The organism is Shimia haliotis (assembly GCF_900114415.1).
Lineage (GTDB): Bacteria > Pseudomonadota > Alphaproteobacteria > Rhodobacterales > Rhodobacteraceae > Shimia > Shimia haliotis.
This window is the reverse complement of sequence record NZ_FOSZ01000007.1, coordinates 23,380-42,698: the sequence shown is the minus strand read 5'-3', so window position 1 is coordinate 42,698 and position 19,319 is coordinate 23,380. Positions and strand designations below refer to the sequence as shown.

The window sequence follows — 19,319 nt, the reverse complement described above, 5'->3', positions numbered from 1 at the left end:
GGACTTTTGTTGCCGGAGGTGCGTCACCAACCCATCACCAAAAAATAAAATGATGCTGAAAATGCTCTGCACCTGACCTGAGGATTGCATGGGCAAAGCAAAAAGCAAGCAAAACCCGCTCGAACTTGAAAATATGATGGGCTATGGAGTGAATGAATTTTGGGCAAGGGAGAGCGACAAGATGCGCCTTTATGGGCTGAAAAACTGTGACACCTGTCGCAAGGCCATGAAAGCACTAGAGAATGCCGAGTTGGTAGATGTGCGCGCAGATGGTGTGCCGCCAGAGGTTATGGCGCGGGCGTTTGCAGAATTTGGCGATGCTTTGATGAACACCCGATCAACCACATGGCGCGGGCTTGACGCGGATGAGCGTCAAAAACCCGTTCTGGAATTGCTGGCGGAGCATCCGGCCCTGATGAAGCGGCCGCTGATTGACGTGGAGGGGACGCTTTATCTGGGGTGGAGCAAAGATGTGCAGGCTGCGCTTGGATAAGTCCGGCTATGCCATTATGTGAGTTGGCAGGCGACAGGAGGCATATATGCGCAACGCGGCACTGACACTTGGAATTATTGCGGGCGTGATCGGCATGATCGTCGGCTTTTTCGGCTGGAGCTATACCGAAGTTGTCGACCGGTTTGGTGAGATTCCGGATGTGGCGGAACAGGTGAACAACGTGCAGTTGGTGCGTGCCGGAGCGCTTTTGGCACCGATGTTGGCCATTGCCGGAGGCGCCATGGCAAAAGCCCGCGCGCTATGGGGCGGCGTGCTTCTGCTTTTGTCGGCCGCCGGGATGTACGCGGCCTTCGGGTTCAACGTCTTTACGATGTTCCCGATCTGCTTTGCCGGACTTGGCGGTGTGCTGGCTTTGGCTGCCGGTAAGCCTGATGAGCCGAAATCACACTTTTGATTTGAAGAGCCGGTCAAGCGACAGCGGGCCTGCGCCTTTGATCAGCAGAACCGCAAAGAGAAACGCCCAAAGCACACGTTGATCCAGAAGCTCCTGGGGACTGTCAAAGAGGCTGCCCAATTTTGCACCATGTCCCGTTACATCGACAACCGTTTGCACGGCGATGAAACCGATCATGCCAAAAGCGGCGAGGCGCGTGAGCAGGCCGACAACGATCAGCACAGGCAGCACGAACTCGGCGACGGTTCCGGCGAATATGACAAGGCGTTGGAAAAGAGACATCTGGGATACATCCCAAAGAACGGCTTCCGCAGCTTTGGGAAAGATCTGGCCGAAAGCGCCGGATGAGGGCGAGAAAATGCTGCCGTCGATTTTCAGAAGCGCAGAGTTCCAGAAATAGAAGAACAGCACAGCGAGAAAGGTGAGGCGGGCCAGCGTTGGCACGTGGGTCTCAAGCCGATCCAGACGGGTGGTTGCATTTGTGTACAGTGCGATGAGATTGCTCATGTGTGTTCCCTTTGATGTCCCCTGTTTTCAAGGTGTTATGCTTATGGATGTGATTGCATTGCCCTGTAAAAGCAGCGCGAGCAGGGCGCCGAGATCGAAATCTGGTGCCGAGTTAGCGCCGATGGCGGCAGCTTCTCCCAAGGGGTTGCCGGCAGTGAGGGCCGTCATCGCCGCGAGACCACCAGCGGGCAGGGCATAGGGCATGGGGTCAAATTCCGCGCGCGTGATCAGCACGTCTTGCGCCACCGCTTGAGGCTTGGGGCCTCCCTGCATGTTGTAAGCCCAGATCGCGTGGAGCGGCCAAGGAGAGTGCAAGAGTTCGACGGCGGGTGCAAATGTCATGACCACATTGCCAAGCTGCATCGGGTCAATCTCACCAAGTGCATCGGGAGCAATCGGGGTGGCGTCCGCTGCGTGGTAGCTGCGCCGCAGTGCCAGCTCAAGGCGGGCGACATCAGCTAGGTAGCCGAGGTGTTGTAAAGGGGCGAAGCCTTCGAGAAACTCGGGGAAACCCGCGCCATAGTGCATCATCAAAGGGGATGCGGGGGGGGATTGACGCAGAAAAATGCCGGCAACCGCGTTGAAGTTTTCCTCTCCGATCAATTTGGCGATGGTTGGGAAACCCTGCGAGAGGGCCTCGGTCAGAGAAACCGCGACGTTGTTGCGATAGACGTCAAAGCGGCGTCCGGCAGCGCGGCCCTTTTCGTCAACCAGTCCGATGGGGCGTTCGCGCGCGCCGTCCAAAAGCGCGCCGCGGAATTCGGTTTGCGAAACGATCATGCGGGCACCTTGGCCAATGCGGTGGAGGCGCGGCTCGCTTCGGCGTGCAACTCGGGCCAGTCCGGAACGTCATTGTCCCATTCAATCAGGACAGGTCGCGGCCCAGAGAGCGCAAGCGTGTGATCCAAAAGCGCCCAAACAGGATCAACAACCGCTTTGCCGTGACTGTCGATCAGAAGCGGGCGACCGTGGTCGTCTTCGTCCTCGTCATGACCGCCGAGATGAATTTCTCCAACTTTATCAAGTGGGTAGTCAGAGATGTAGTCTTTGGGGTCGTAGTGCAGATTGGTCGCACTCACGAAAACGTTGTTCACATCAAGCAGCAGGCCGCAGCCTGTTCGATTGGCAACTTCGCGCAGAAAGTCGGGCTCAGACCATGTGGATTCTTCAAAGGCGAGGTAACTGGACGGATTTTCCAGCATCATTTGTCGCCCGATGGCATTTTGCAGTTGGTCAATATGGTCTGCCACGCGGGTTAGGGTCGCTTGGGTGTAGGGCAGAGGCAGCAGATCGTTCAAAAATGCGCCGTCATGCGTAGACCAAGCAAGGTGTTCTGAGAAAACGGTGGGGTTGAGCCAGTCAACAAGATGCTGAAGGCGGGCGAGGTGTTCCGGATCCAGTGCGCCTTCGCCACCAATCGACAGGCCGACGCCATGAACTGAAATCGGAAACCGCTCCGCAAGATGGCGGAGCTGTGCAAGCGGCCGGCCGCCGGAGCCCATGTAGTTTTCGGCGTGAATTTCGAGCCAGCCGACGTCACCGGCGTCAGAGATTAGGTCGCTGTAATGTTGTGGTTTATAGCCGACGCCGGGACGGTTGGGCAGTTTGGCAAAGCGCGGGGTGTCGTCGAGCATTGCGGGTCTCCGTAGGTTGCGTCGGGGAAGTCAATCGTTGTGAAGTGAGCCGAAGCCCCGGGGGATGATACCGGGGCTTCGGTAGATGGGATCAACCCGGCAGGTCACGATCCAGAGCTTCGAGAGAGCCCATGCGTGCTTTGCCATCTGCCATTGCCGGCAGTTCCATATCCGCGCAGGTGCCCGCGTCGACCAGTTTCCATGCGTTGCCCTGGAAATCGACAGTCGAGGAGCCCGCGCATGTGGTGCCGGGGCCGGCTGCACAGTCGTTCTGGCCTGCCAGAGAAACGCCGTAGCATTTTTCTTTTTCTGCTGCGACTGCGGTTGTTGCGTGTGCGCTCAGTGCTGCTGCAACTGCGCCTGCTACTGCGAGAGTTTTGACGGTGTTGGACATCTTCATTTCCCTTTCGGTTTTGAACTCGGCCCGGCTGTTGTTGCCGTGGCATGGGAAAAGATTAGGCCTTGAGTGTCATAACTGACCAATCACGGGGCTGTGTGTCACAGACGCGTTAGCTGTCGTGACGGTTTCGTGAAGATTCCAGCGCTGGAAGGTTGGTTTTTCGCCGAAAATGAAACAGGCGCGCCCGGTTTCCCGTGGCGCGCCTGTCAAATGTTGCAATTGGCCTCAGACCAGATCGGGCGGTGTGGCCTCTTGTGACAATTGGCTCACGATCTCGTCCAAACTCTGGACTTTGCTTTGCTTTTCACCAAGCCGGCGGGTTGAGACTGTGCGCTCTTCCACTTCTTTCTTACCGATGGCGAGGATCACAGGCACTTTGCCCACGGAGTGTTCGCGGACCTTATAGTTGATCTTTTCGTTGCGCAGATCGGCCTCGGCGCGCACGCCTACGGCCTTGAGCGCTTCGACCACTTCAAGGCAATAGTTGTCAGCGTCCGACACAATCGCCGCAACGACCACCTGACGCGGCGCAAGCCAGAAAGGCAGTTTGCCCGCGTGTTCTTCGATCAGGATGCCGATGAAACGCTCAAACGAGCCCAGCGTCGCGCGGTGCAACATGATCGGACGGTGCTTTTCGCCATCTGCCCCGATATAGGTTGCATCCAGACGCTCTGGCAGGTTCGGGTCCACCTGAAGCGTGCCACACTGCCAGTTCCGGCCGATTGCATCGGTCAGAGTGAACTCGAGCTTGGGACCGTAAAAGGCGCCTTCACCTTCGAGGATTTCGAACTGGTGGCCGGCTGCGTTACAGGCGTCCCCCAGAGCTTTCTCCGCATAGTCCCAGCTTTCGTCGGTGCCGATACGCTTTTCGGGGCGGGTGGAGAGTTTGATGGTCCAGTCGTCAAAGCCGAGGTCGGAATAGATCGCGGACAAAAAGTCGATGAACTTTTTAGTCTCGGCGGTAATTTGGTCTTCGGCACAGAAGATATGGCCGTCATCCTGAGTGAAGCCGCGCACACGCATGATGCCATGTAGGGCGCCAGACGGTTCATAACGGGCGCAAGAGCCGAACTCAGCCATCCGCAGCGGCAGATCGCGGTAGGACTTGAGGCCCTGATTGAAGACCTGCACGTGGCAGGGGCAGTTCATCGGCTTGAGTGCATTCACAGCCTTTTCGCGGGCGTGGTCTTCGTCCACTTCGACGATGAACATGTTTTCCTGATATTTGTCCCAGTGACCGGAGGCTTCCCAGAGTTTGCGGTCGACCACCTGCGGGGTGTTGACCTCAACATAACCGCCAACCTCTTGTTTGCGGCGCATGTAGTCCTGCAGGGTGGTGTAGATTTTCCAGCCGTTTGGATGCCAGAAGATTTGGCCGGGGGCCTCTTCTTGCATGTGGAACAGGTTCATCTCGCGACCCAACTTGCGGTGGTCGCGTTTCTCGGCCTCTTCCAGCATGTGCAGGTGGGCCTTGAGGTCTTCCTTATTCTTGAACGCCACGCCGTAGATACGTTGTAGCATCGCGCGGTCGCTGTCGCCGCGCCAATAGGCACCAGCGACCGACATCAGTTTGAACGCGTCTGCCGGCACCTGGCCGGTGTGGGCGAGGTGTGGACCGCGGCAGAGGTCTTGCCAGTGGCCGTGCCAATACATGCGCAGCGGCTCGTCGCCTGGAATGGCTTCGATCAACTCGACTTTGTAAGGCTCGTTGTTGGCCTCGTAGAATTTCACCGCGCGGTCGCGCTCCCAGATTTCAGTGGTCACCGGCTCGCGCTTGTTGATGATCTCCTTCATCTTCTTTTCGATGGCGCCGAGATCTTCGGGCGTGAAGGGCTCCTCGCGGTCAAAGTCATAGTACCAGCCGTTTTCGATCACGGGGCCGATGGTGACTTTGACGTCCGGCCAGAGTTCCTGAACCGCGCGGGCCATGATGTGCGCGCAGTCGTGACGGATCAGCTCTAGGGCTTCGGCGTCGCTGTCTTTGATGGTGTTGATCGCAATGGTCGCATCCGCATCAATCGGCCACTGAAGATCCCAGTGTGTGTCGTTCACTGTTGCGGAGATCGCTTTCTTGCCAAGCGATGTGGAGATGGACGACGCCACTTCGGCAGGGGTCACACCTGCACTGTAAGAGCGTGCGTTACCATCAGGAAAAGTAAGGGAAATATCGGCCATCAGCCTCAAGCTCCTCGTCAGTTTGGCGCCCACGGAACGCCCGATTGCGGGTATATGGTTCGCGGAGTTTTTGAACCTTGGGGCAACGCAAGTCAAGCGGGGTTTCGCGATGCGACTCTGGAAGTTAAGGTTCGAAGCAAAGTACTAAGGGGCCGGCTATGAGCATCACGCAGTTTCTCGACACACCGCAAGGGCGGCGTATCGCCTATCACAAAAGCGGCCAGACTGGACCGACCGTTGTATTTCTTGGCGGATTGAAGTCGGACATGGAGGGCACCAAGGCCATCCATCTTGAAGAGTGGGCCAAGGCGCGTGGGCAATCGTTTCTGCGGTTTGACTATTCCGGTCACGGTGAAAGCAGTGGAACGTTTGAGGAAGGCTGCATCGGAGATTGGCACGAAGATACGGTGGCCGCGGTTACGGCGCTGACGGATGGGCCTTTGGTGATTGTCGGGTCGTCGATGGGCGGCTGGCAAGCATTGCTTTTGGCCAAAGCGATGCCGGAGCGTATCGCTGGCATGGTGACAATCGCCGCAGCGCCGGATTTTACCGAGGACAGTTACTGGGCCGGATTTGATGCGGCACAGCGGGCTGAGCTTGAGGACAAGGGATATGTAGAGCTGCCGTCGGACTATATGGAGCCCTACCGGATCTCCAAGCGGATGATTGAAGACGGCCGCAAACGGCTTGTTCTGCGCAGTCCTTTGCAACTGAACTTCCCCGTCTGGTTTCTTCAGGGCACCGAAGATAGCGCAGTGAGCGGCGAGGTAGCGCTTCGACTTATTGAACACGCTGAAGGCGACGACATGCAGCTGCTTATGGTGAAGGGCAAGGATCACAGATTTTCCGATTCAACTTGTCTAAAATTGATTGAATCGAAGGTTGAAGAAGTCATTGAGGGACGGGGAGTTTCACAATGAGAACATTTGGTAGATTTTTAGGTCACTTGCTTGGCCTGTTGGTTCTTGGCGGAATCGCTCTGTGGCTGTTTGGCCCGTATGAGCAAGTTTCGGTTACTCCGACGGTGACGGAGCCCGATATCGGAGCGGATGTGGATGCACATTTTGCGACGCGTGAATCCCAGTTTGATGACATCACCGACGGTGTGCAGAAACGGGTGATCTGGGCAGGGGAAAAAGGGGCAAAGACCGATCTGGCAGTGGTCTATGTTCACGGGTTCTCGGCAACGAGCGAAGAAATACGGCCTGTGCCTGACCTGGTGGCTGAAGCCTTTGGGGCCAATCTGGTGTTCACACGTCTGGCTGGACATGGGCGTGATGGCGAGGCCTTGGCGGAAGCCACCGCTCAGCAATGGGCCGATGATTTTGCCGAAGCCATGATTGTGGCACGCCGCATCGCGCGCGAAGTCGTGGTGATGGGAACGTCCACCGGCGGCACGGTCATCGCGGCCATGGCGGATCAGCCCGAGGTCATGAAGGCGGTCAAGGGCATTGTCTTTGTGTCGCCGAATTTCGAACTTTATGATCCGACCGCCAAACTTCTGACCTGGCCCGCAGCGCGTCATTGGATACCGTTGTTGGTTGGGGCGGACCGCAGCTTTGACGCCCAGAACGAGGCGCATGAAACCTATTGGACTACGGCCTATCCGACTGTGGCTGTGATGCAGATGGCTGCGCTCGTGGCGCATACGAAGGGGCAGGACTATGCGTCCATCGACGTGCCGGCGATGTTCCTTTTCTCGGATGAGGACAAGGTGGTGCAACCGCGTGTCACGCGCGAGGTGGCTGCCGCTTGGGGCGGGCCGGCTACGCTTGCGCCGCAGGTGCTGCAGGAGGGGTCTGATGACAGCGCGCATGTGATCTCGGGCGCCATTATTTCTCCGGCGGAGATCGAGAGCGATGTTTCGGAAATAATTTCTTTTATCAAAGGTTTGTGAGGTTTTATTGATGTTAGATGTGAAGTTTGATCAGCGAGTGAGTCTGATCACGTTGGCGGTCGGAGATCTTGAGCGTGCGGCGGCGTTTTACGAAGCTATGGGGTGGCGTCGCGTGCCCAGTCCCGACGGCGTGATTGCCTTTGATCTTATCGGGCAGACGTTGGGTCTATATGACCGTGCGGCCTTGGCTGAAGACCTTGGTCTTCCGGCCACTGGCATTGGCGGATTCTCCGGTGTGACGTTGAGCCACAACGTGCGTAACGAGGAGGACGTCGCACCATTGATGGCGCGCGCCGAAGCCGCGGGCGGGCGTATCTTACGCCCAGCCGGCGAAGTCTTTTGGGGTGGATTTATCGGCTACTTTGCCGATCTGGATGGCCATGTTTGGGAGATTGCGCACAACCCCTTCTCCACCTTGGGGCCAAATGGCGAATTCCGTTGGGAAGGCTACTGACAGGATTGACCTTTTGCGGTTTTCCGCCAGATTGGCAAAAAACGAAAAGACTGGGGAACAGGCATGAGCGAGCCATTGGTTTTGCTTCCGGGGATGATGTGTGATGCGCGGGTGTTTACGCATCAGCTGGCCGCGCTGTCACGGGACCGTCCGGTGACGATTGCGCCGATCACGCAAGGTGAACGGATCGGCGACATTGCGGCAGATATTCTTGGCAAGATGCCGGAGAAATTTGCGTTGGCGGGATTGAGCATGGGCGGCATTGTCGCCATGGAAATCCTGCGCCGCGCACCGGAGAGGGTGACGCGGATTGCCTTGATGAACACCAACCCATTGGCGGAATCACCGACGTCGGCCGCGGCCTATGAACCGTGGATCGTCAAAGCCTCTGCCGGTGGTCTGGAAGATGTTATGAGCGATTTCATGCGGCCAGAGTATCTGGCGCCAGGGGCTGGTCGCGCTCAGGTTCTCGCCATGGTGCAAGCCATGGCGAAATCCATGGGGGCAGATGTATTTGTACAACAGGCACGCGCATTGCAACGGCGTATGGACCAGCAAAAGACCCTGCGGCGATTGAAATGTCCGGCTTTGGTTTTGTGCGGCGAGCACGACGGTCTCACACCTGTAAAGCGCCACGAGTTCATGGCTGAGTTGATCCCATACGCTCAGTTGCGGGTAATTGCCAATGCGGGACATCTTCCGGTTCTGGAACAGCCCGAAGCGACAACTCAGGCCTTGTATGATTGGTTAGGGCAACCATTTGTATTGCAATGAGCGAAGCAAGCAAAAATGAATTGAGCCGCCGCATCCGGCGGTTTCAGGCGTGGGTGCGCCTTAAGGTGCCGAACGGATTTCGTTTCGGTCTTGGCCTGCTGTTGATCGCCGGAGGTTTGGTTGGTTTCCTGCCCGTGGTCGGTTTCTGGATGTTACCCTTGGGTGTGGCCGTTGCTGCGATGGACGTCCGGTGGCTCAAACGCAAATTGGGCTGGAGCTCTAAGTGATGTCGCGCATCACATCCGCAGCAATCTCAAAACTTTTGAGCCGCGCCGCGTGATCGTGGATCATGCCGGTAAGGATCACCTCGTCCGGTTTATAGCGGGCGATGAGCATGCTCAGATCTTCGCGGACCGTGTCTCGGCTGCCTTGTGCTGTGATGCGCAGGGCGTGGTTCACGGCGCGCACCTCTGCTTCGGTTGCCAGATCTCTGAAATCGCTGACCGGAGCGGGCAGGGGGCCGGGGCTGCCTTTGCGTAAATTGAGGAAACCTTGCTGCATGGATGTGCGGAGTCGGGTGGCCTCGGAATCTGTGTCCGCTGCAAACACATTCACCGCCAGCATAAAGCGCGGCGTTTGAGTGATGCCGGGTTGGAACCGGTGGCGGTAGAGTGCCAATGCCTCTTCCAGAGCGTCGGGCGCGAAGTGGCTGGCAAAGGCGTATGGCAGACCGAGTTGGCCGGCGAGTTGTGCGCCAAAAAGGCTTGAGCCTAGGATCCAAACCGGCACGTTTGTGCCTTCTCCGGGAATTGCACGAACGGGCTGAGCGTCGTCGGAATCTTGCAGAAATCCAATGAGTTCAACAACTTCTTCCGGAAAGCGGTCGGCGCCGGACATGCCGCGACGCAGTGCGCGCATGGTGTTCATGTCCGTGCCCGGCGCGCGCCCAAGGCCGAGATCCACGCGGTCCGGATAGAGTGTCGCCAATGTGCCGAACTGTTCCGCGACCACCAGAGGCGCATGGTTTGGCAGCATGATACCACCGGATCCGACTCGGATTGTGCGCGTGACCGCGAGCACCTGACCGATCAGAACCGCCGTTGCTGACGATGCGATCCCGCGTGAATTGTGATGCTCGGCCAGCCAGTACCGGTGATAGCCCCAGCGCTCCGCATGTTGGGCAAGATCCAGTGAATGGCGCAGGGCATCTGCGGCGGTCTGGCCGGAGGGGATCGGAGCGAGGTCGAGTAAGGAATAGGGGATCATTCGGCTGTCCTGTTGGGGCGCACTCAAGATAGGCGTTTTGTGGTTGAGGCCAAGGGGCAGGACGTGGCGGTCCAAAAAGAAACGGGGCCGACGGGCCCCGCGTTCTCATATATTTGATTGATCAGGCTGCGTTTTTGTTTGCGGCTTTGCGCTTGGGCTTCGCGCTGTTGGCGTCAATAAAATCGAGCACCAGAGGCCGGATATTGTTGCGCCAGCTTTTGCCCGCGAAGATGCCGTAGTGACCGGCGCCTGGTTCGACGTGGCTGGCTTTCTTGCTGTCGGGCAAGCCGGTGCACAGATCCAGCGCGGCGATACATTGACCCGGCGCTGTGATGTCGTCCTTGGCGCCTTCAACGGTCTTTATCGCGACCGTTGTGATTTTGCCCATGTCGACCTTGCGGCCAGCAACCACGAATTCGTTGTTGGCAATCTCGGCATTTTTAAAAATGCGTTCCACGGTGCTCAGATAGAATTCCGCAGTCATGTCCATGACGGCGAGGTATTCGTCATAAAACCGGTTGTGCGCATCGTGTTCGGAGGCTTCGCCATGGGCGACGCGCATGATTTGGTCCGAGAACGCCTTGGAGTGGCGGTCTGCGTTCATCGACATAAAGGAAGACAGCTGCAGCAGGCCCGGGTACACCATGCGGCCAACACCTGGGTATTTGAAACCCACGCGCTGGATCATGGTTTCCTCAAGTTGGCCCATTGTGACACGGTGGCCAAAATCGGTGACTTCTGTCGCCGCGGCGTTCGGGTCGATCGGGCCGCCGATCAGCGTCAGGGACCGGGGCTGCGCCTTGGGGTCTTCTTCGGCCAGATAGGCGGTCGCTGCCAACGTAAGAGGGGCGGGCTGGCACACGGCGATCACATGGGTGTCGGGGCCAAGCTCTTTCATGAAATCGACGAGATAAAGCGTATAGTCTTCGACATCAAACTTGCCTTCGCTGACAGGAATGTCGCGGGCGTTGTGCCAATCTGTGATGTAAACTTCGCAGTCAGGGATCAAACTGCGGACGGTTGAGCGCAGCAGCGTCGCATAGTGGCCCGACATCGGCGCAACCAACAATACCTTGCGAGGCATCTCTTTGCGGCCGGACACGTCGAAATGGATGAGATCGCCAAACGGGCGTTCCACGACGGTGTCGATATTCACAATGTGGTCTTTGCCGTCTTCGCAGGTGAAGCTGTCAATGTGCCAGTCCGGTTTCATGACCATGCGCTGAAAGCTGCGTTCTGCAACCTCGCCCCAAGCCGCCATCCATTGCATGGCCGGATTGGGAAAGAGTGCCATTGCGGGTGCCGAAGCGAACGCCGTTGCCGTGGCGCCGAGCCACTGGTTGGTGTTGCGTACGGTTTCCATGAAATCATACGTGGCCATGTACCGCATAGGCGTCTCCTTTACGTCGGGGTATCCCCGTAATGAAAAGCTCCCTAATGTATTTTGAGGGGAGCGGGCTTCAATGCTGCGTAGCAGCGAGACTAGGGCGATTGGTTTAATATGACAACAAAAGACACAACTTCGGACCAAAATTTGGAACTTTTGAACGCCAACTTGGCCAAAGTTGAGCAATTGTCCCGAAGGTTGATGGACATTTTGGGTAAGCATAAACCCTTGAGATCAGAGCTAAATGCGCCGGAAACCGGCATGTTTGTGAATGCGGCGGCGGTCTATTGGCAAGCCATGGCGGAAAATCCCGGAAAAGTCATGGAAAGCCAGCTCGAGCTGTGGACGAAGTCGGTAAAACACTATGTTGATGCGCAGCATATGCTGATGCAGGGCAAGTTTGCTGCACCGCAGGATGACACCGGAGAGGACCGGCGATTCTCTCATGAAATGTGGCGCACCAACCCCTATTTCAACTTCATCAAGCAGCAATACATGCGCAACAAAGAGGCCGTTGAAACAGCCGTTGCAGGGCTTGAAGGGTTGTCGGTAAAGGAACGGCAACGGGTGGAATACTTCAGCCAGCAGATCACGGACATGATGGCCCCGACCAATTTTCTGGGCACCAATCCGGCGGCACTGGAGAAGGCTGTGGAGACAGACGGTCAGTCGCTTGTTGATGGTCTGGAAAACCTCATAGCCGATCTTGAAGACAACAATGGCGAGCTTCTGGTGAAGCTGGCGGATGAGACCGCGTTTGAAATCGGGGTCAATATCGCAACTGCCCCTGGCAAGGTGGTGTATCGCAATCGCATGTTTGAGTTGTTGCAGTTCACGCCGACCACCGAAACGGTGCATGAAATACCGCTGGTGATATTTCCTCCGTGGATCAACAAGTACTACATTCTCGATCTCAAAGAGCAGAACAGCATGATCCGGTGGCTGACGGATCAGGGGTACACCGTCTTTGTTGTGAGCTGGATCAATCCTGACCGGAGCTACTCGGATGTGGGGCTGGACACCTATATCGACGAGGGTTTCCTGACGGCAATAGAGCAGGTCAAAGAGATCACGGCGCAAAAACAGGTCAACGCAGTGGGATACTGTATTGCGGGAACAACATTGCACCTTACCTTGGCTTTGATGAAGCATCGCGGTGACAAGTCGGTGAAGTCTGCGACGTTCTTTACCACGCTGACGGACTTTAATGATCAGGGCGAATTTACTCCGTTTTTGCAGAATGATTTCATCGACGGCATTGATCGCGAAATCGAGGAAACCGGTTTCCTGCGGTCGTTCATCATGCAGCGCACCTTTAGCTTCTTGCGGTCAAATGATCTGGTTTATGGCCCTGCGATCAAATCCTATATGATGGGAGAGACGCCGCCGGCGTTTGATTTGCTGTATTGGAACGGTGACGGGTCCGGTTTGCCGGGCAAAATGGCGCATGAGTATTTGCGCAAGCTGTGTCAGGACAATCAGTTTGTGACCGACGGCGTCGAGTTCTGCGGCGAGCGCCTGCATGTTTCAGATGTAGATGTTCCGACGTGTGCGGTCACATGCGAAACGGACCACATCGCGCGTTGGAAAGACTGTTTCAACGGCTTCCAGATGACGAAGAGCCGCTCCAAGACGTTTATTGTGTCTGAGTCCGGCCATATCGCTGGCATTGTGAATCCGCCCAGCAAAAAGAAATACGGCCACTACGTGAACAAAGACGTCAGCGGGTCGGCAGACGACTGGATGGAGGGGGCAACCTTTCATGAGGGATCGTGGTGGCCGCGGTGGGACACATGGCTGTCATCAAGATCCGGTAAGAAGGTGGAAGCCCGCCAGCCGGGAGATTCGACACATAAAGTGCTGGAAGATGCGCCTGGGTCCTATGTTCGTGTACGGGCAATTCGTTGATTTTATAGGGTTTTCAAATTTTTGCTGCAATGCAGCATAAAAAATCTTGAAATGCCGCGTCGCAGAAATCATATTGGTTTCGAGACTAGAAACGCGGGCCTCCCCAAGTTTTCACACCCGCAACCGATTTGAAGGACGAGAGACCATGGCTAAAGCAGCAGCAACAGACGCCACCGCATTCCTGAAAGACATGATGGGTGCATTTCCTGTAGACACCGCCGCGTTTGAAGACGCGTTCAAAAACACCGCTTCCCTGAACGAAAAGCTGGCAGGCGTTGCCCTGACTGCGGCAGAGAAGTCTTCGGAAATCTCCTCCAAATGGTCCAAAGACACCATCGCCAAGCTGGCCGATATGTCCAAAGCCAAGACCGATCCGGCTGACTACGCCAAAGCAATGACCGACTTCGCATCCGCTCAGGCGGAAGTCGCAGCCGAAAACATGGCGGCATTTGCTGAAGTTGCGAAAAAAGTTCAGATGGAAACTGTTGAACTGCTGATGGCGGCTGGCAAAGAAGTTTCTGAAGAAGCGACCGCAGCCGTGAAGAAAGCCACCGATGACGTGACTTCCGCAGCGAAGAAAGCGACCGCCAAGTAATTTGGCGCCGAGCCGTACTCAATCCTCCCCAGTAGTGCGGATCGCGCGGGCAGGCCATTGGCCTGCCCTTTCTTTTTTCTTTGCTCATTTTTCTGCACTCGCATAAGGTTTTCCGCAGCGCACAAATATCTGGGGAGAATGACGTGGCGGACGATAACAAACCACTCTTGATCAAACGCTATGCAAGCCGGCGCCTTTATAACACCGAAACCAGCGACTACGTCACACTTGACGATATCGCGGGCTTTATCAGGTCCGGGCGTGAGGTGCAGATTGTTGACCTCAAGAGCGGTGATGATCTGACACGTCAGTACCTTTTGCAAATCATCGCAGAGCACGAAAGCCGCGGTGAAAACGTGCTGCCGGTGAACGTGCTGAACGATCTGGTGCGGGCCTATACGACGCAGGCCACATCCATGGTGCCACAATTCCTGCAAACCTCTTTTGAGATGCTGCGAGAGAGCCAGGAAAAGGTGATGGAAACCATGACCCCCGGCATGAAGATGCCTGGCTTTGAAGCGATGCAGGCGCAGCAGGAAGCGTTTCTCAAGGCGATGACCGGCGGGATGAACTGGGGGGCAACTCAACCCAGTGAAACGGTGGAGAAATCCAGCGAGGGCGAAGACCTGGATGACATCAAAAAGCAGCTTGCCGAGTTACAAGACAAACTGTCAAAACTGAAATGATAAAAGCAGGGCCTTGGCCCTGCTTTTGCTTTTAGGAACTCGTTACCTTAGGCCGCGGCGCGTCCCATGACGTCTTCGGCTGCACCGGTCAGTGCGGCGGCAATGATGTCGAGTTCTTCAGTCTTCAAGCGCGCAGGGAGCCGCACGTCACAAGCTTTCATCAGCATTGCACGGGTTTTCGGCAGCTCCGGCAGATCGGGCACGAACTGCCAGTTCCAGAAGGCACGCGCGTTATCGGAAGACTGACCAAACACCTGAACCTTCACACCACGTTTGTTGGCGGCTTCCTGAAAGGCGAGGATTTCGTCGTTTGTCAGGCCGACAAGGTTGAATTGGATGCTGTCGGGTGCGCGGTCTTCAGGCGCCAGTTTCTCGGGAACCTGCAACCAATCCGAGCCGTTCAGGATTGCAGCGACATAGTCATGGTTGGCACGGCCATCGCGTACGCGACGCGGCACTTCGGCCAGCTGCGAACGCACGATGGCGGCCGACAGATTGGACAGGCGCAGGTTGTACAGCGGTAGCTGGTTTTGCCAGCGGTTAAAGGCCGCCTCAAGCTCGCCGGTGTTGTCGCCTTCGGGCGCTTTGTGTTTCTGCCAGTTGTGCTCATAAGCGCCGGACATGATCACCGCGCGGGCCACCAGATCGGGGTCGTCGGTAACCATGATGCCACCTTCGCCGGAGTTGATCAGCTTGTAGGACTGGAAGGAAAAGCAGCCGACATTGCCAATGGTGCCGATGTTGCGGCCGTTCCACGTTGTGCCAAGACTGTGGGCTGCGTCTTCGATCACCGGAATGTTGCGGGCGGAACAAAGCTCCATGATTGCGTCCATGTCCGACGTGTGGCCGCGCATGTGGCTGATGATCACGGCGTCGATATTGTCATCAAGACGCGTTTCGAAATCCTGGATGTCGATGCGGTAGTTTTCGCCCACTTCGCAGAGGACCGGCACACAATCGGCATGCACCACCGATGACGGCACGGCGGCGAAGGTGAATCCGGGCAACAAAACACGCGCATCACGCGGTAGGCCAAGCGCCTTTAGCGATAGAAATAGTGCGGCGGAGCAAGAAGATACGGCCAATGCGTATTTTGTGCCCAGCATCGCGGCAAACTCGGCTTCCAGCAGAGACACGGGCGCGTTTTCGGGCGCGGTGTAGCGGAAAAGATCACCGGTTTGCAGCAAGCGCTCAACCTCGGCACGGGCGGCCTCCGGGATCGGTTCGGCGTCATAGACGTTCGGCGGCAAAGTCATAGATTTCATCTTTCTTAAGCTCTACTTTCAAAAACCTAAAACAATTGCGCGAGCAAGACCAGTCGATTCCGCACCCAGAAGGTGAAGTTTGCATGAAAACAAAGGCTGTTTGGGTCAGATACCCAGCCTGTCTCGCAGGCTGAACCATGTCATTGCCAGCGCCAAAAGCGGGCTGCGCAGTGAGGTGCCTCCCGGGAAAGGCGTGGCAGGCACGCGTGCCATCGTGTCAAAGCCTTCGGCCTGACCGGCAATGGCTTGCGCGATAAGCTGACCCGCGTGGGTTGCCGTGCCGACGCCGTGACCGGAGTATCCGGAGGCTGTTAGCACCTTGTCTGACAAGCGACGCAGGTAGGGCATGCGTTTCATTGTGATGGCCAAAGTGCCGCCCCATGCGTAGTCGATCTGCACGTCTTTGAGGTGAGGAAAGATCTCGGTCATTGGTTTGCGCACGGTCGCGGCAATGTCGCTCGGAAAGCGATAGCCATAGCTTTCTCCGCCACCAAACAGAAGCCGTTTGTCATGGCTGAGGCGGAAGTAATTGATCACGAACTTGGTGTCGGCAACCGCTACATCCTGCGCCAGAACTTTAGCTGCGTCCTCTCCGAGAGGCTCTGTTGCGGCGATGAAGTTGTTGATCGGCATGACGCGGCTGGCGACTTTGGGTTGCAGATCGCCGAGATAGCCGTTGCAAGCCAGAACAAGATGGTCGGCGGTGACTTTGCCGCCGCGCGTTTTGATGGTGATTTTGCCGTTTTCGGTGATCTGAGTGACTTCGCTTTGCTCAAAAATTTCAGCGCCTGCGGCCTGTGCGGCCTTGGCCAGTCCGAGTGCAAAGCTGAGGGGATGCAGATGCCCCGCGCCCATATCAAGGCTGCCGCCGACGTATTTTGGAGAGGGGCACAACGCCTGCATCGCGTCACGATCGAGTTTTTCGATCTGCGTGTACCCGTAGCGGTCCTGAAGGTGGTCGGTGTAGCTGTGCTCGTCCCGAGTTTCGCTTGCGGAAAAGCAGGCGTGCGCAATGCCGGGTTTGTAGTGGCAAGCGATGTCGTGGGTGCTGATTAGATTGCGGACGACAGCCTTTGCCTCTTCCGAGAGGCTCCAGAGCTTGGCAGCATCGTCTTGTCCGACGAGATTTTCCAGCGCGTCCTGCTCCATGCGCTGACCTGTACCCAGTTGGCCGCCATTGCGACCAGAGGCCCCAAAGCCGACGCGTTGAGCCTCAAGCAAGATGACGTCAAAGCCCTTCTGCGCGAGATGAAGGGCCGTCGACAGCCCTGTGTAGCCGCCGCCGACAACGCAAACGTCCGCGCGCCTTTCGCCCTGAAACGAGGCAAAAGGCGGCAGATGGTCTGCCGTCGCTGCATACCAGCTCTTGGGGTATTCCCCCTTAGAATCATTGCTATAGAGCAGGTTCATCTGCGCCCTTTCGGCTATTTTGGCCGCCTTCTGCCGGCGGGATCACACGTTCAGCAGCAAATGTTCCCGTTCCCAGGGCGAGATAACCGCAAGGAATTCTTCGTACTCGGCGCGTTTTACAATTGAGTAAACACGGGCAAATTCCGGACCAAGAACATCGTGCAGGTCTTTTGCTTCGTCAAAGATGTCCAGAGCGCCACCAAGAATGCGTGGGATGGCTTCTTCACCATCATAGGCGTCGCCCTTGTATTGCTTGTCGGGACGCTCTTGTTCGATCAGGCCGAGATAGCCACAGGCAAGAGAAGCCGCAATTCCGAGGTAGGGGTTGCAATCCATGCCGGCGATGCGGTTTTCGACACGCCGCGCGGCGGGTGTGGACAGCGGAATGCGAATGCCGGTTGTGCGGTTGTCGCGCGCCCATTCGAGATTGATTGGCGCGGCGTGGTCCCGCACATAGCGGCGATAGCTGTTCACATAAGGCGCAAGAACCGCGATTGCGGAGGGCAAGTGGTTCTGAAGGCCCGCGATAAAGTGGAAAAACGCATCTGTGTCGCCGCCTTGCGGGCCGGAAAAGATGTTCTGCCCGGTCTCGATGTCGATCACCGAGTGGTGGATGTGCATAGCTGATCCGGGCTCGTTTTCGATCGGCTTGGCCATAAAGGTGGCATAGCAATCGTGGCGCAGGGCCGCCTCGCGGATCAGGCGTTTGAAGTAAAAGACCTGATCTGCCAATTCGACCGGATCGCCGTGGATCAGATTGATTTCAAGCTGACCGGCGCCGCCTTCTTGCGTGATGCCGTCGATCTCAAAACCCTGTGCTTCGGCAAAGTCGTAGATGTCGTCAATAACGGGGCCGAATTCGTCGACTGCGGTCATGGAATAAGCCTGACGTGCGGCGGCCGGCCGGCCGGAGCGACCCATCATAGGCTTGATTTCCTTGGCTGGATCCGTGTTGCGGGCCACGAGGAAGAATTCCATCTCCGGTGCCACGACGGGCTCCCAGCCCTTTTTGCGGTAGAGGTCCACAACGCGTTTCAACACGTTTCGAGGGCTGAACTCGACCGGTTTTCCGTCGGTGTCAAAGGCGTCATGAATGACCTGGAGCGTCCAGTCTCCGGTCCATGGCGCGGCCGTGGTGGTTGACCAGTCAGGTCTGAGGAACATGTCCTTTTCGATGAAGCCTTCGTCGCCTGCGGCTTCTCCCCATCCGCCGGTAAGGGTCTGATAGAAAATAGAATCCGGCAGGTGAAAATACTTCTGTCGTGCGAATTTTGAGGCGGGCACGGCCTTGCCGCGGGCGATGCCGGGAAGGTCGGAGATGATGCACTCTACCTCGTCAAGACGGCGGTCTTTCAGGTATTCGCGGGCGGCCTCGGGGGCTTCGGAAATCCAGTCGCTCATTGGGTACGCTCCTGTCGGAAAAAGTCGGCGAATTGGTCCGCAAGTGTTTGATTTGCGACCGGTTCCGCAAGGGTGTCCTCGGCGGCATCAAGAAGGTCGTCGGGCACAACGCCACGACCGCGGGTGTTGATGAGGCCGTCGATGAACAAGCCGTCAAATTCAGGGTGGGCCTGAACTGTCAGCGCGCGGTCGCCATAGACGATTGCAGCATTCTTGCAGAAGTCATTGGATGCGATGGTCACAGCGCCAGGTGGCAATTCGGTGACCTGATCCTGATGCCAGGCGTTCAGGGAAATTTCGGTGCCGGCAAAATCGTAAGTCTGACGACCCACAGCCCACCCACCGGAGAATTTTTCCACTTTGCCGCCAAGGGCTTGCGCGATGATTTGGTGGCCGAAACAGATGCCAATGATGGGTGCGCTGGCGCTGACGGAAGCACGAATAAAGTCCTCAAGAGGGGGGATCCAATCGTGGTCTTCATAGGCTCCGTGTTTGGAGCCGGTCACAAGCCAGCCTTGGGCAGACTCGATGCCTTCTGGGAAGACACCGTCGACCACATTGTATGTTTCGAACTCGAAATCATGGCCTGCGAAAAGCGCTTGGAAGAGGTCGGAATATTCGCCGAATTCCTCCTGTAGCTCCTCTGGGGTGTGGCCTGTTTGCAGGATTCCGATTTTCATGGTGCACCGTGTGTTTGATCAAATTTTTTCGC

21 protein-coding genes are annotated in these 19,319 nt (G+C 56.9%); 10 read left to right on the top strand and 11 right to left on the bottom strand.

Annotated features, from left to right (window positions below; translation table 11 throughout):
* Positions 1-181: 181 nt before the first annotated feature.
* Together BM069_RS15475 and BM069_RS15470 are read left to right on the top strand one after the other, a co-directional pair.
* The gene (locus tag BM069_RS15475) at positions 182-493 is read left to right on the top strand and encodes an ArsC/Spx/MgsR family protein (protein WP_093325269.1); all 312 of its coding nucleotides are present in this window, start codon (positions 182-184) and stop codon (positions 491-493) included.
* A gap of 46 nt (positions 494-539) precedes the next feature.
* Positions 540-908, top strand: coding sequence for a hypothetical protein (locus tag BM069_RS15470; protein WP_093325063.1), 369 nt, complete (start codon positions 540-542; stop codon positions 906-908).
* On the opposite strand, the gene BM069_RS15465 is transcribed toward BM069_RS15470, so the two are convergent.
* From BM069_RS15465 to thrS, 5 genes are all read right to left on the bottom strand, one after another.
* Entirely contained in the window at positions 897-1,415 is a 519-nt protein-coding gene (locus tag BM069_RS15465) for a DoxX family protein (RefSeq protein ID WP_093325061.1), read from the bottom strand. The genes BM069_RS15470 and BM069_RS15465 overlap by 12 nt on opposite strands.
* A gap of 27 nt (positions 1,416-1,442) precedes the next feature.
* On the bottom strand, positions 1,443-2,195 hold the full coding sequence (locus BM069_RS15460) for an HvfC/BufC N-terminal domain-containing protein (RefSeq protein WP_093325059.1): 753 nt from the start codon (positions 2,193-2,195) through the stop codon (positions 1,443-1,445).
* A complete protein-coding gene (gene bufB / locus BM069_RS15455) occupies positions 2,192-3,049 on the bottom strand; it encodes an MNIO family bufferin maturase (protein WP_093325057.1) in 858 nt (285 codons plus the stop codon). The genes BM069_RS15460 and bufB overlap by 4 nt, the downstream gene beginning before the upstream one ends.
* A 91-nt stretch (positions 3,050-3,140) precedes the next feature.
* Positions 3,141-3,443: a BufA1 family periplasmic bufferin-type metallophore gene (locus BM069_RS15450; protein ID WP_093325267.1), complete on the bottom strand. Its 303-nt coding sequence runs from the start codon at positions 3,441-3,443 to the stop codon at positions 3,141-3,143.
* A 231-nt stretch (positions 3,444-3,674) separates the two neighbouring features.
* The gene (thrS, locus tag BM069_RS15445; RefSeq protein ID WP_093325055.1) at positions 3,675-5,624 is read right to left on the bottom strand and encodes a threonine--tRNA ligase; all 1,950 of its coding nucleotides are present in this window, start codon (positions 5,622-5,624) and stop codon (positions 3,675-3,677) included.
* A gap of 158 nt (positions 5,625-5,782) precedes the next feature.
* Here thrS and BM069_RS15440 point away from each other — a divergent pair, with 158 nt between their 5' ends.
* The 5 genes from BM069_RS15440 (at position 5,783) to BM069_RS15420 (ending at position 8,976) form a co-directional block, all read left to right on the top strand.
* Entirely contained in the window at positions 5,783-6,544 is a 762-nt protein-coding gene (locus BM069_RS15440; RefSeq protein WP_093325053.1) for an alpha/beta fold hydrolase, read from the top strand.
* A complete protein-coding gene (locus tag BM069_RS15435) occupies positions 6,541-7,521 on the top strand; it encodes an alpha/beta hydrolase (protein ID WP_093325052.1) in 981 nt (326 codons plus the stop codon). The genes BM069_RS15440 and BM069_RS15435 overlap by 4 nt, the downstream gene beginning before the upstream one ends.
* Positions 7,522-7,531: 10 nt before the next feature.
* Positions 7,532-7,975 (top strand): VOC family protein, encoded by a 444-nt coding sequence (locus tag BM069_RS15430; protein ID WP_093325050.1) that lies wholly within the window; start codon positions 7,532-7,534, stop codon positions 7,973-7,975.
* A gap of 63 nt (positions 7,976-8,038) precedes the next feature.
* Positions 8,039-8,749, top strand: a complete 711-nt coding sequence (locus BM069_RS15425; protein ID WP_093325048.1) for an alpha/beta fold hydrolase — start codon at positions 8,039-8,041, stop codon at positions 8,747-8,749.
* A gap of 20 nt (positions 8,750-8,769) precedes the next feature.
* A complete protein-coding gene (locus tag BM069_RS15420; RefSeq protein ID WP_244503639.1) occupies positions 8,770-8,976 on the top strand; it encodes a hypothetical protein in 207 nt (68 codons plus the stop codon).
* Here the strand turns inward: BM069_RS15420 and BM069_RS15415 are convergent.
* Positions 8,969-9,955, bottom strand: coding sequence for an LLM class flavin-dependent oxidoreductase (locus BM069_RS15415; protein WP_093325045.1), 987 nt, complete (start codon positions 9,953-9,955; stop codon positions 8,969-8,971). The two genes, BM069_RS15420 and BM069_RS15415, sit on opposite strands and share 8 nt — an antisense overlap.
* A 121-nt stretch (positions 9,956-10,076) precedes the next feature.
* Complete coding sequence (gene phaZ, locus BM069_RS15410; RefSeq protein ID WP_093325043.1) at positions 10,077-11,345, bottom strand: polyhydroxyalkanoate depolymerase; 1,269 nt, start codon at positions 11,343-11,345, stop codon at positions 10,077-10,079.
* A 111-nt stretch (positions 11,346-11,456) separates the two neighbouring features.
* Here phaZ and phaC point away from each other — a divergent pair, with 111 nt between their 5' ends.
* The 3 genes from phaC (at position 11,457) to phaR (ending at position 14,531) form a co-directional block, all read left to right on the top strand.
* Positions 11,457-13,250, top strand: coding sequence for a class I poly(R)-hydroxyalkanoic acid synthase (gene phaC, locus BM069_RS15405; RefSeq protein WP_093325042.1), 1,794 nt, complete (start codon positions 11,457-11,459; stop codon positions 13,248-13,250).
* A gap of 145 nt (positions 13,251-13,395) precedes the next feature.
* Positions 13,396-13,845, top strand: a complete 450-nt coding sequence (locus BM069_RS15400) for a phasin family protein (RefSeq protein WP_093325040.1) — start codon at positions 13,396-13,398, stop codon at positions 13,843-13,845.
* Positions 13,846-13,988: 143 nt separating this feature from the next.
* The gene (gene phaR / locus BM069_RS15395; protein WP_093325039.1) at positions 13,989-14,531 is read left to right on the top strand and encodes a polyhydroxyalkanoate synthesis repressor PhaR; all 543 of its coding nucleotides are present in this window, start codon (positions 13,989-13,991) and stop codon (positions 14,529-14,531) included.
* A gap of 47 nt (positions 14,532-14,578) precedes the next feature.
* Here phaR and BM069_RS15390 read toward each other — a convergent pair whose 3' ends face one another.
* From BM069_RS15390 to BM069_RS15375, 4 genes are all read right to left on the bottom strand, one after another.
* On the bottom strand, positions 14,579-15,787 hold the full coding sequence (locus BM069_RS15390; RefSeq protein ID WP_093325266.1) for a DegT/DnrJ/EryC1/StrS family aminotransferase: 1,209 nt from the start codon (positions 15,785-15,787) through the stop codon (positions 14,579-14,581).
* Positions 15,788-15,901: 114 nt separating this feature from the next.
* Complete coding sequence (locus BM069_RS15385) at positions 15,902-17,206, bottom strand: NAD(P)/FAD-dependent oxidoreductase (protein WP_093325037.1); 1,305 nt, start codon at positions 17,204-17,206, stop codon at positions 15,902-15,904.
* Between the two features lie 42 nt (positions 17,207-17,248).
* A complete protein-coding gene (locus BM069_RS15380) occupies positions 17,249-18,607 on the bottom strand; it encodes a glutamine synthetase family protein (protein ID WP_093325036.1) in 1,359 nt (452 codons plus the stop codon).
* On the bottom strand, positions 18,604-19,287 hold the full coding sequence (locus BM069_RS15375) for a type 1 glutamine amidotransferase (protein ID WP_093325034.1): 684 nt from the start codon (positions 19,285-19,287) through the stop codon (positions 18,604-18,606). The genes BM069_RS15380 and BM069_RS15375 overlap by 4 nt, the downstream gene beginning before the upstream one ends.
* Positions 19,288-19,319: the final 32 nt, after the last annotated feature.

Bases quoted from the DNA above. Each gene is read 5' to 3' on its own strand.
- BM069_RS15475 (WP_093325269.1), top strand. From the start codon at position 182: ATGCGCCTTTATGGGCTGAAAAACTGTGACACCTGTCGCAAGGCCATG.
- BM069_RS15470 (WP_093325063.1), top strand. From the start codon at position 540: ATGCGCAACGCGGCACTGACACTTGGAATTATTGCGGGCGTGATCGGC.
- BM069_RS15465 (WP_093325061.1), bottom strand. From the start codon at position 1,415: ATGAGCAATCTCATCGCACTGTACACAAATGCAACCACCCGTCTGGAT.
- BM069_RS15460 (WP_093325059.1), bottom strand. From the start codon at position 2,195: ATGATCGTTTCGCAAACCGAATTCCGCGGCGCGCTTTTGGACGGCGCG.
- bufB (WP_093325057.1), bottom strand. From the start codon at position 3,049: ATGCTCGACGACACCCCGCGCTTTGCCAAACTGCCCAACCGTCCCGGC.
- BM069_RS15450 (WP_093325267.1), bottom strand. From the start codon at position 3,443: ATGTCCAACACCGTCAAAACTCTCGCAGTAGCAGGCGCAGTTGCAGCA.
- thrS (WP_093325055.1), bottom strand. From the start codon at position 5,624: ATGGCCGATATTTCCCTTACTTTTCCTGATGGTAACGCACGCTCTTAC.
- BM069_RS15440 (WP_093325053.1), top strand. From the start codon at position 5,783: ATGAGCATCACGCAGTTTCTCGACACACCGCAAGGGCGGCGTATCGCC.
- BM069_RS15435 (WP_093325052.1), top strand. From the start codon at position 6,541: ATGAGAACATTTGGTAGATTTTTAGGTCACTTGCTTGGCCTGTTGGTT.
- BM069_RS15430 (WP_093325050.1), top strand. From the start codon at position 7,532: ATGTTAGATGTGAAGTTTGATCAGCGAGTGAGTCTGATCACGTTGGCG.
- BM069_RS15425 (WP_093325048.1), top strand. From the start codon at position 8,039: ATGAGCGAGCCATTGGTTTTGCTTCCGGGGATGATGTGTGATGCGCGG.
- BM069_RS15415 (WP_093325045.1), bottom strand. From the start codon at position 9,955: ATGATCCCCTATTCCTTACTCGACCTCGCTCCGATCCCCTCCGGCCAG.
- phaZ (WP_093325043.1), bottom strand. From the start codon at position 11,345: ATGCGGTACATGGCCACGTATGATTTCATGGAAACCGTACGCAACACC.
- phaC (WP_093325042.1), top strand. From the start codon at position 11,457: ATGACAACAAAAGACACAACTTCGGACCAAAATTTGGAACTTTTGAAC.
- BM069_RS15400 (WP_093325040.1), top strand. From the start codon at position 13,396: ATGGCTAAAGCAGCAGCAACAGACGCCACCGCATTCCTGAAAGACATG.
- BM069_RS15390 (WP_093325266.1), bottom strand. From the start codon at position 15,787: ATGACTTTGCCGCCGAACGTCTATGACGCCGAACCGATCCCGGAGGCC.
- BM069_RS15385 (WP_093325037.1), bottom strand. From the start codon at position 17,206: ATGAACCTGCTCTATAGCAATGATTCTAAGGGGGAATACCCCAAGAGC.
- BM069_RS15380 (WP_093325036.1), bottom strand. From the start codon at position 18,607: ATGAGCGACTGGATTTCCGAAGCCCCCGAGGCCGCCCGCGAATACCTG.
- BM069_RS15375 (WP_093325034.1), bottom strand. From the start codon at position 19,287: ATGAAAATCGGAATCCTGCAAACAGGCCACACCCCAGAGGAGCTACAG.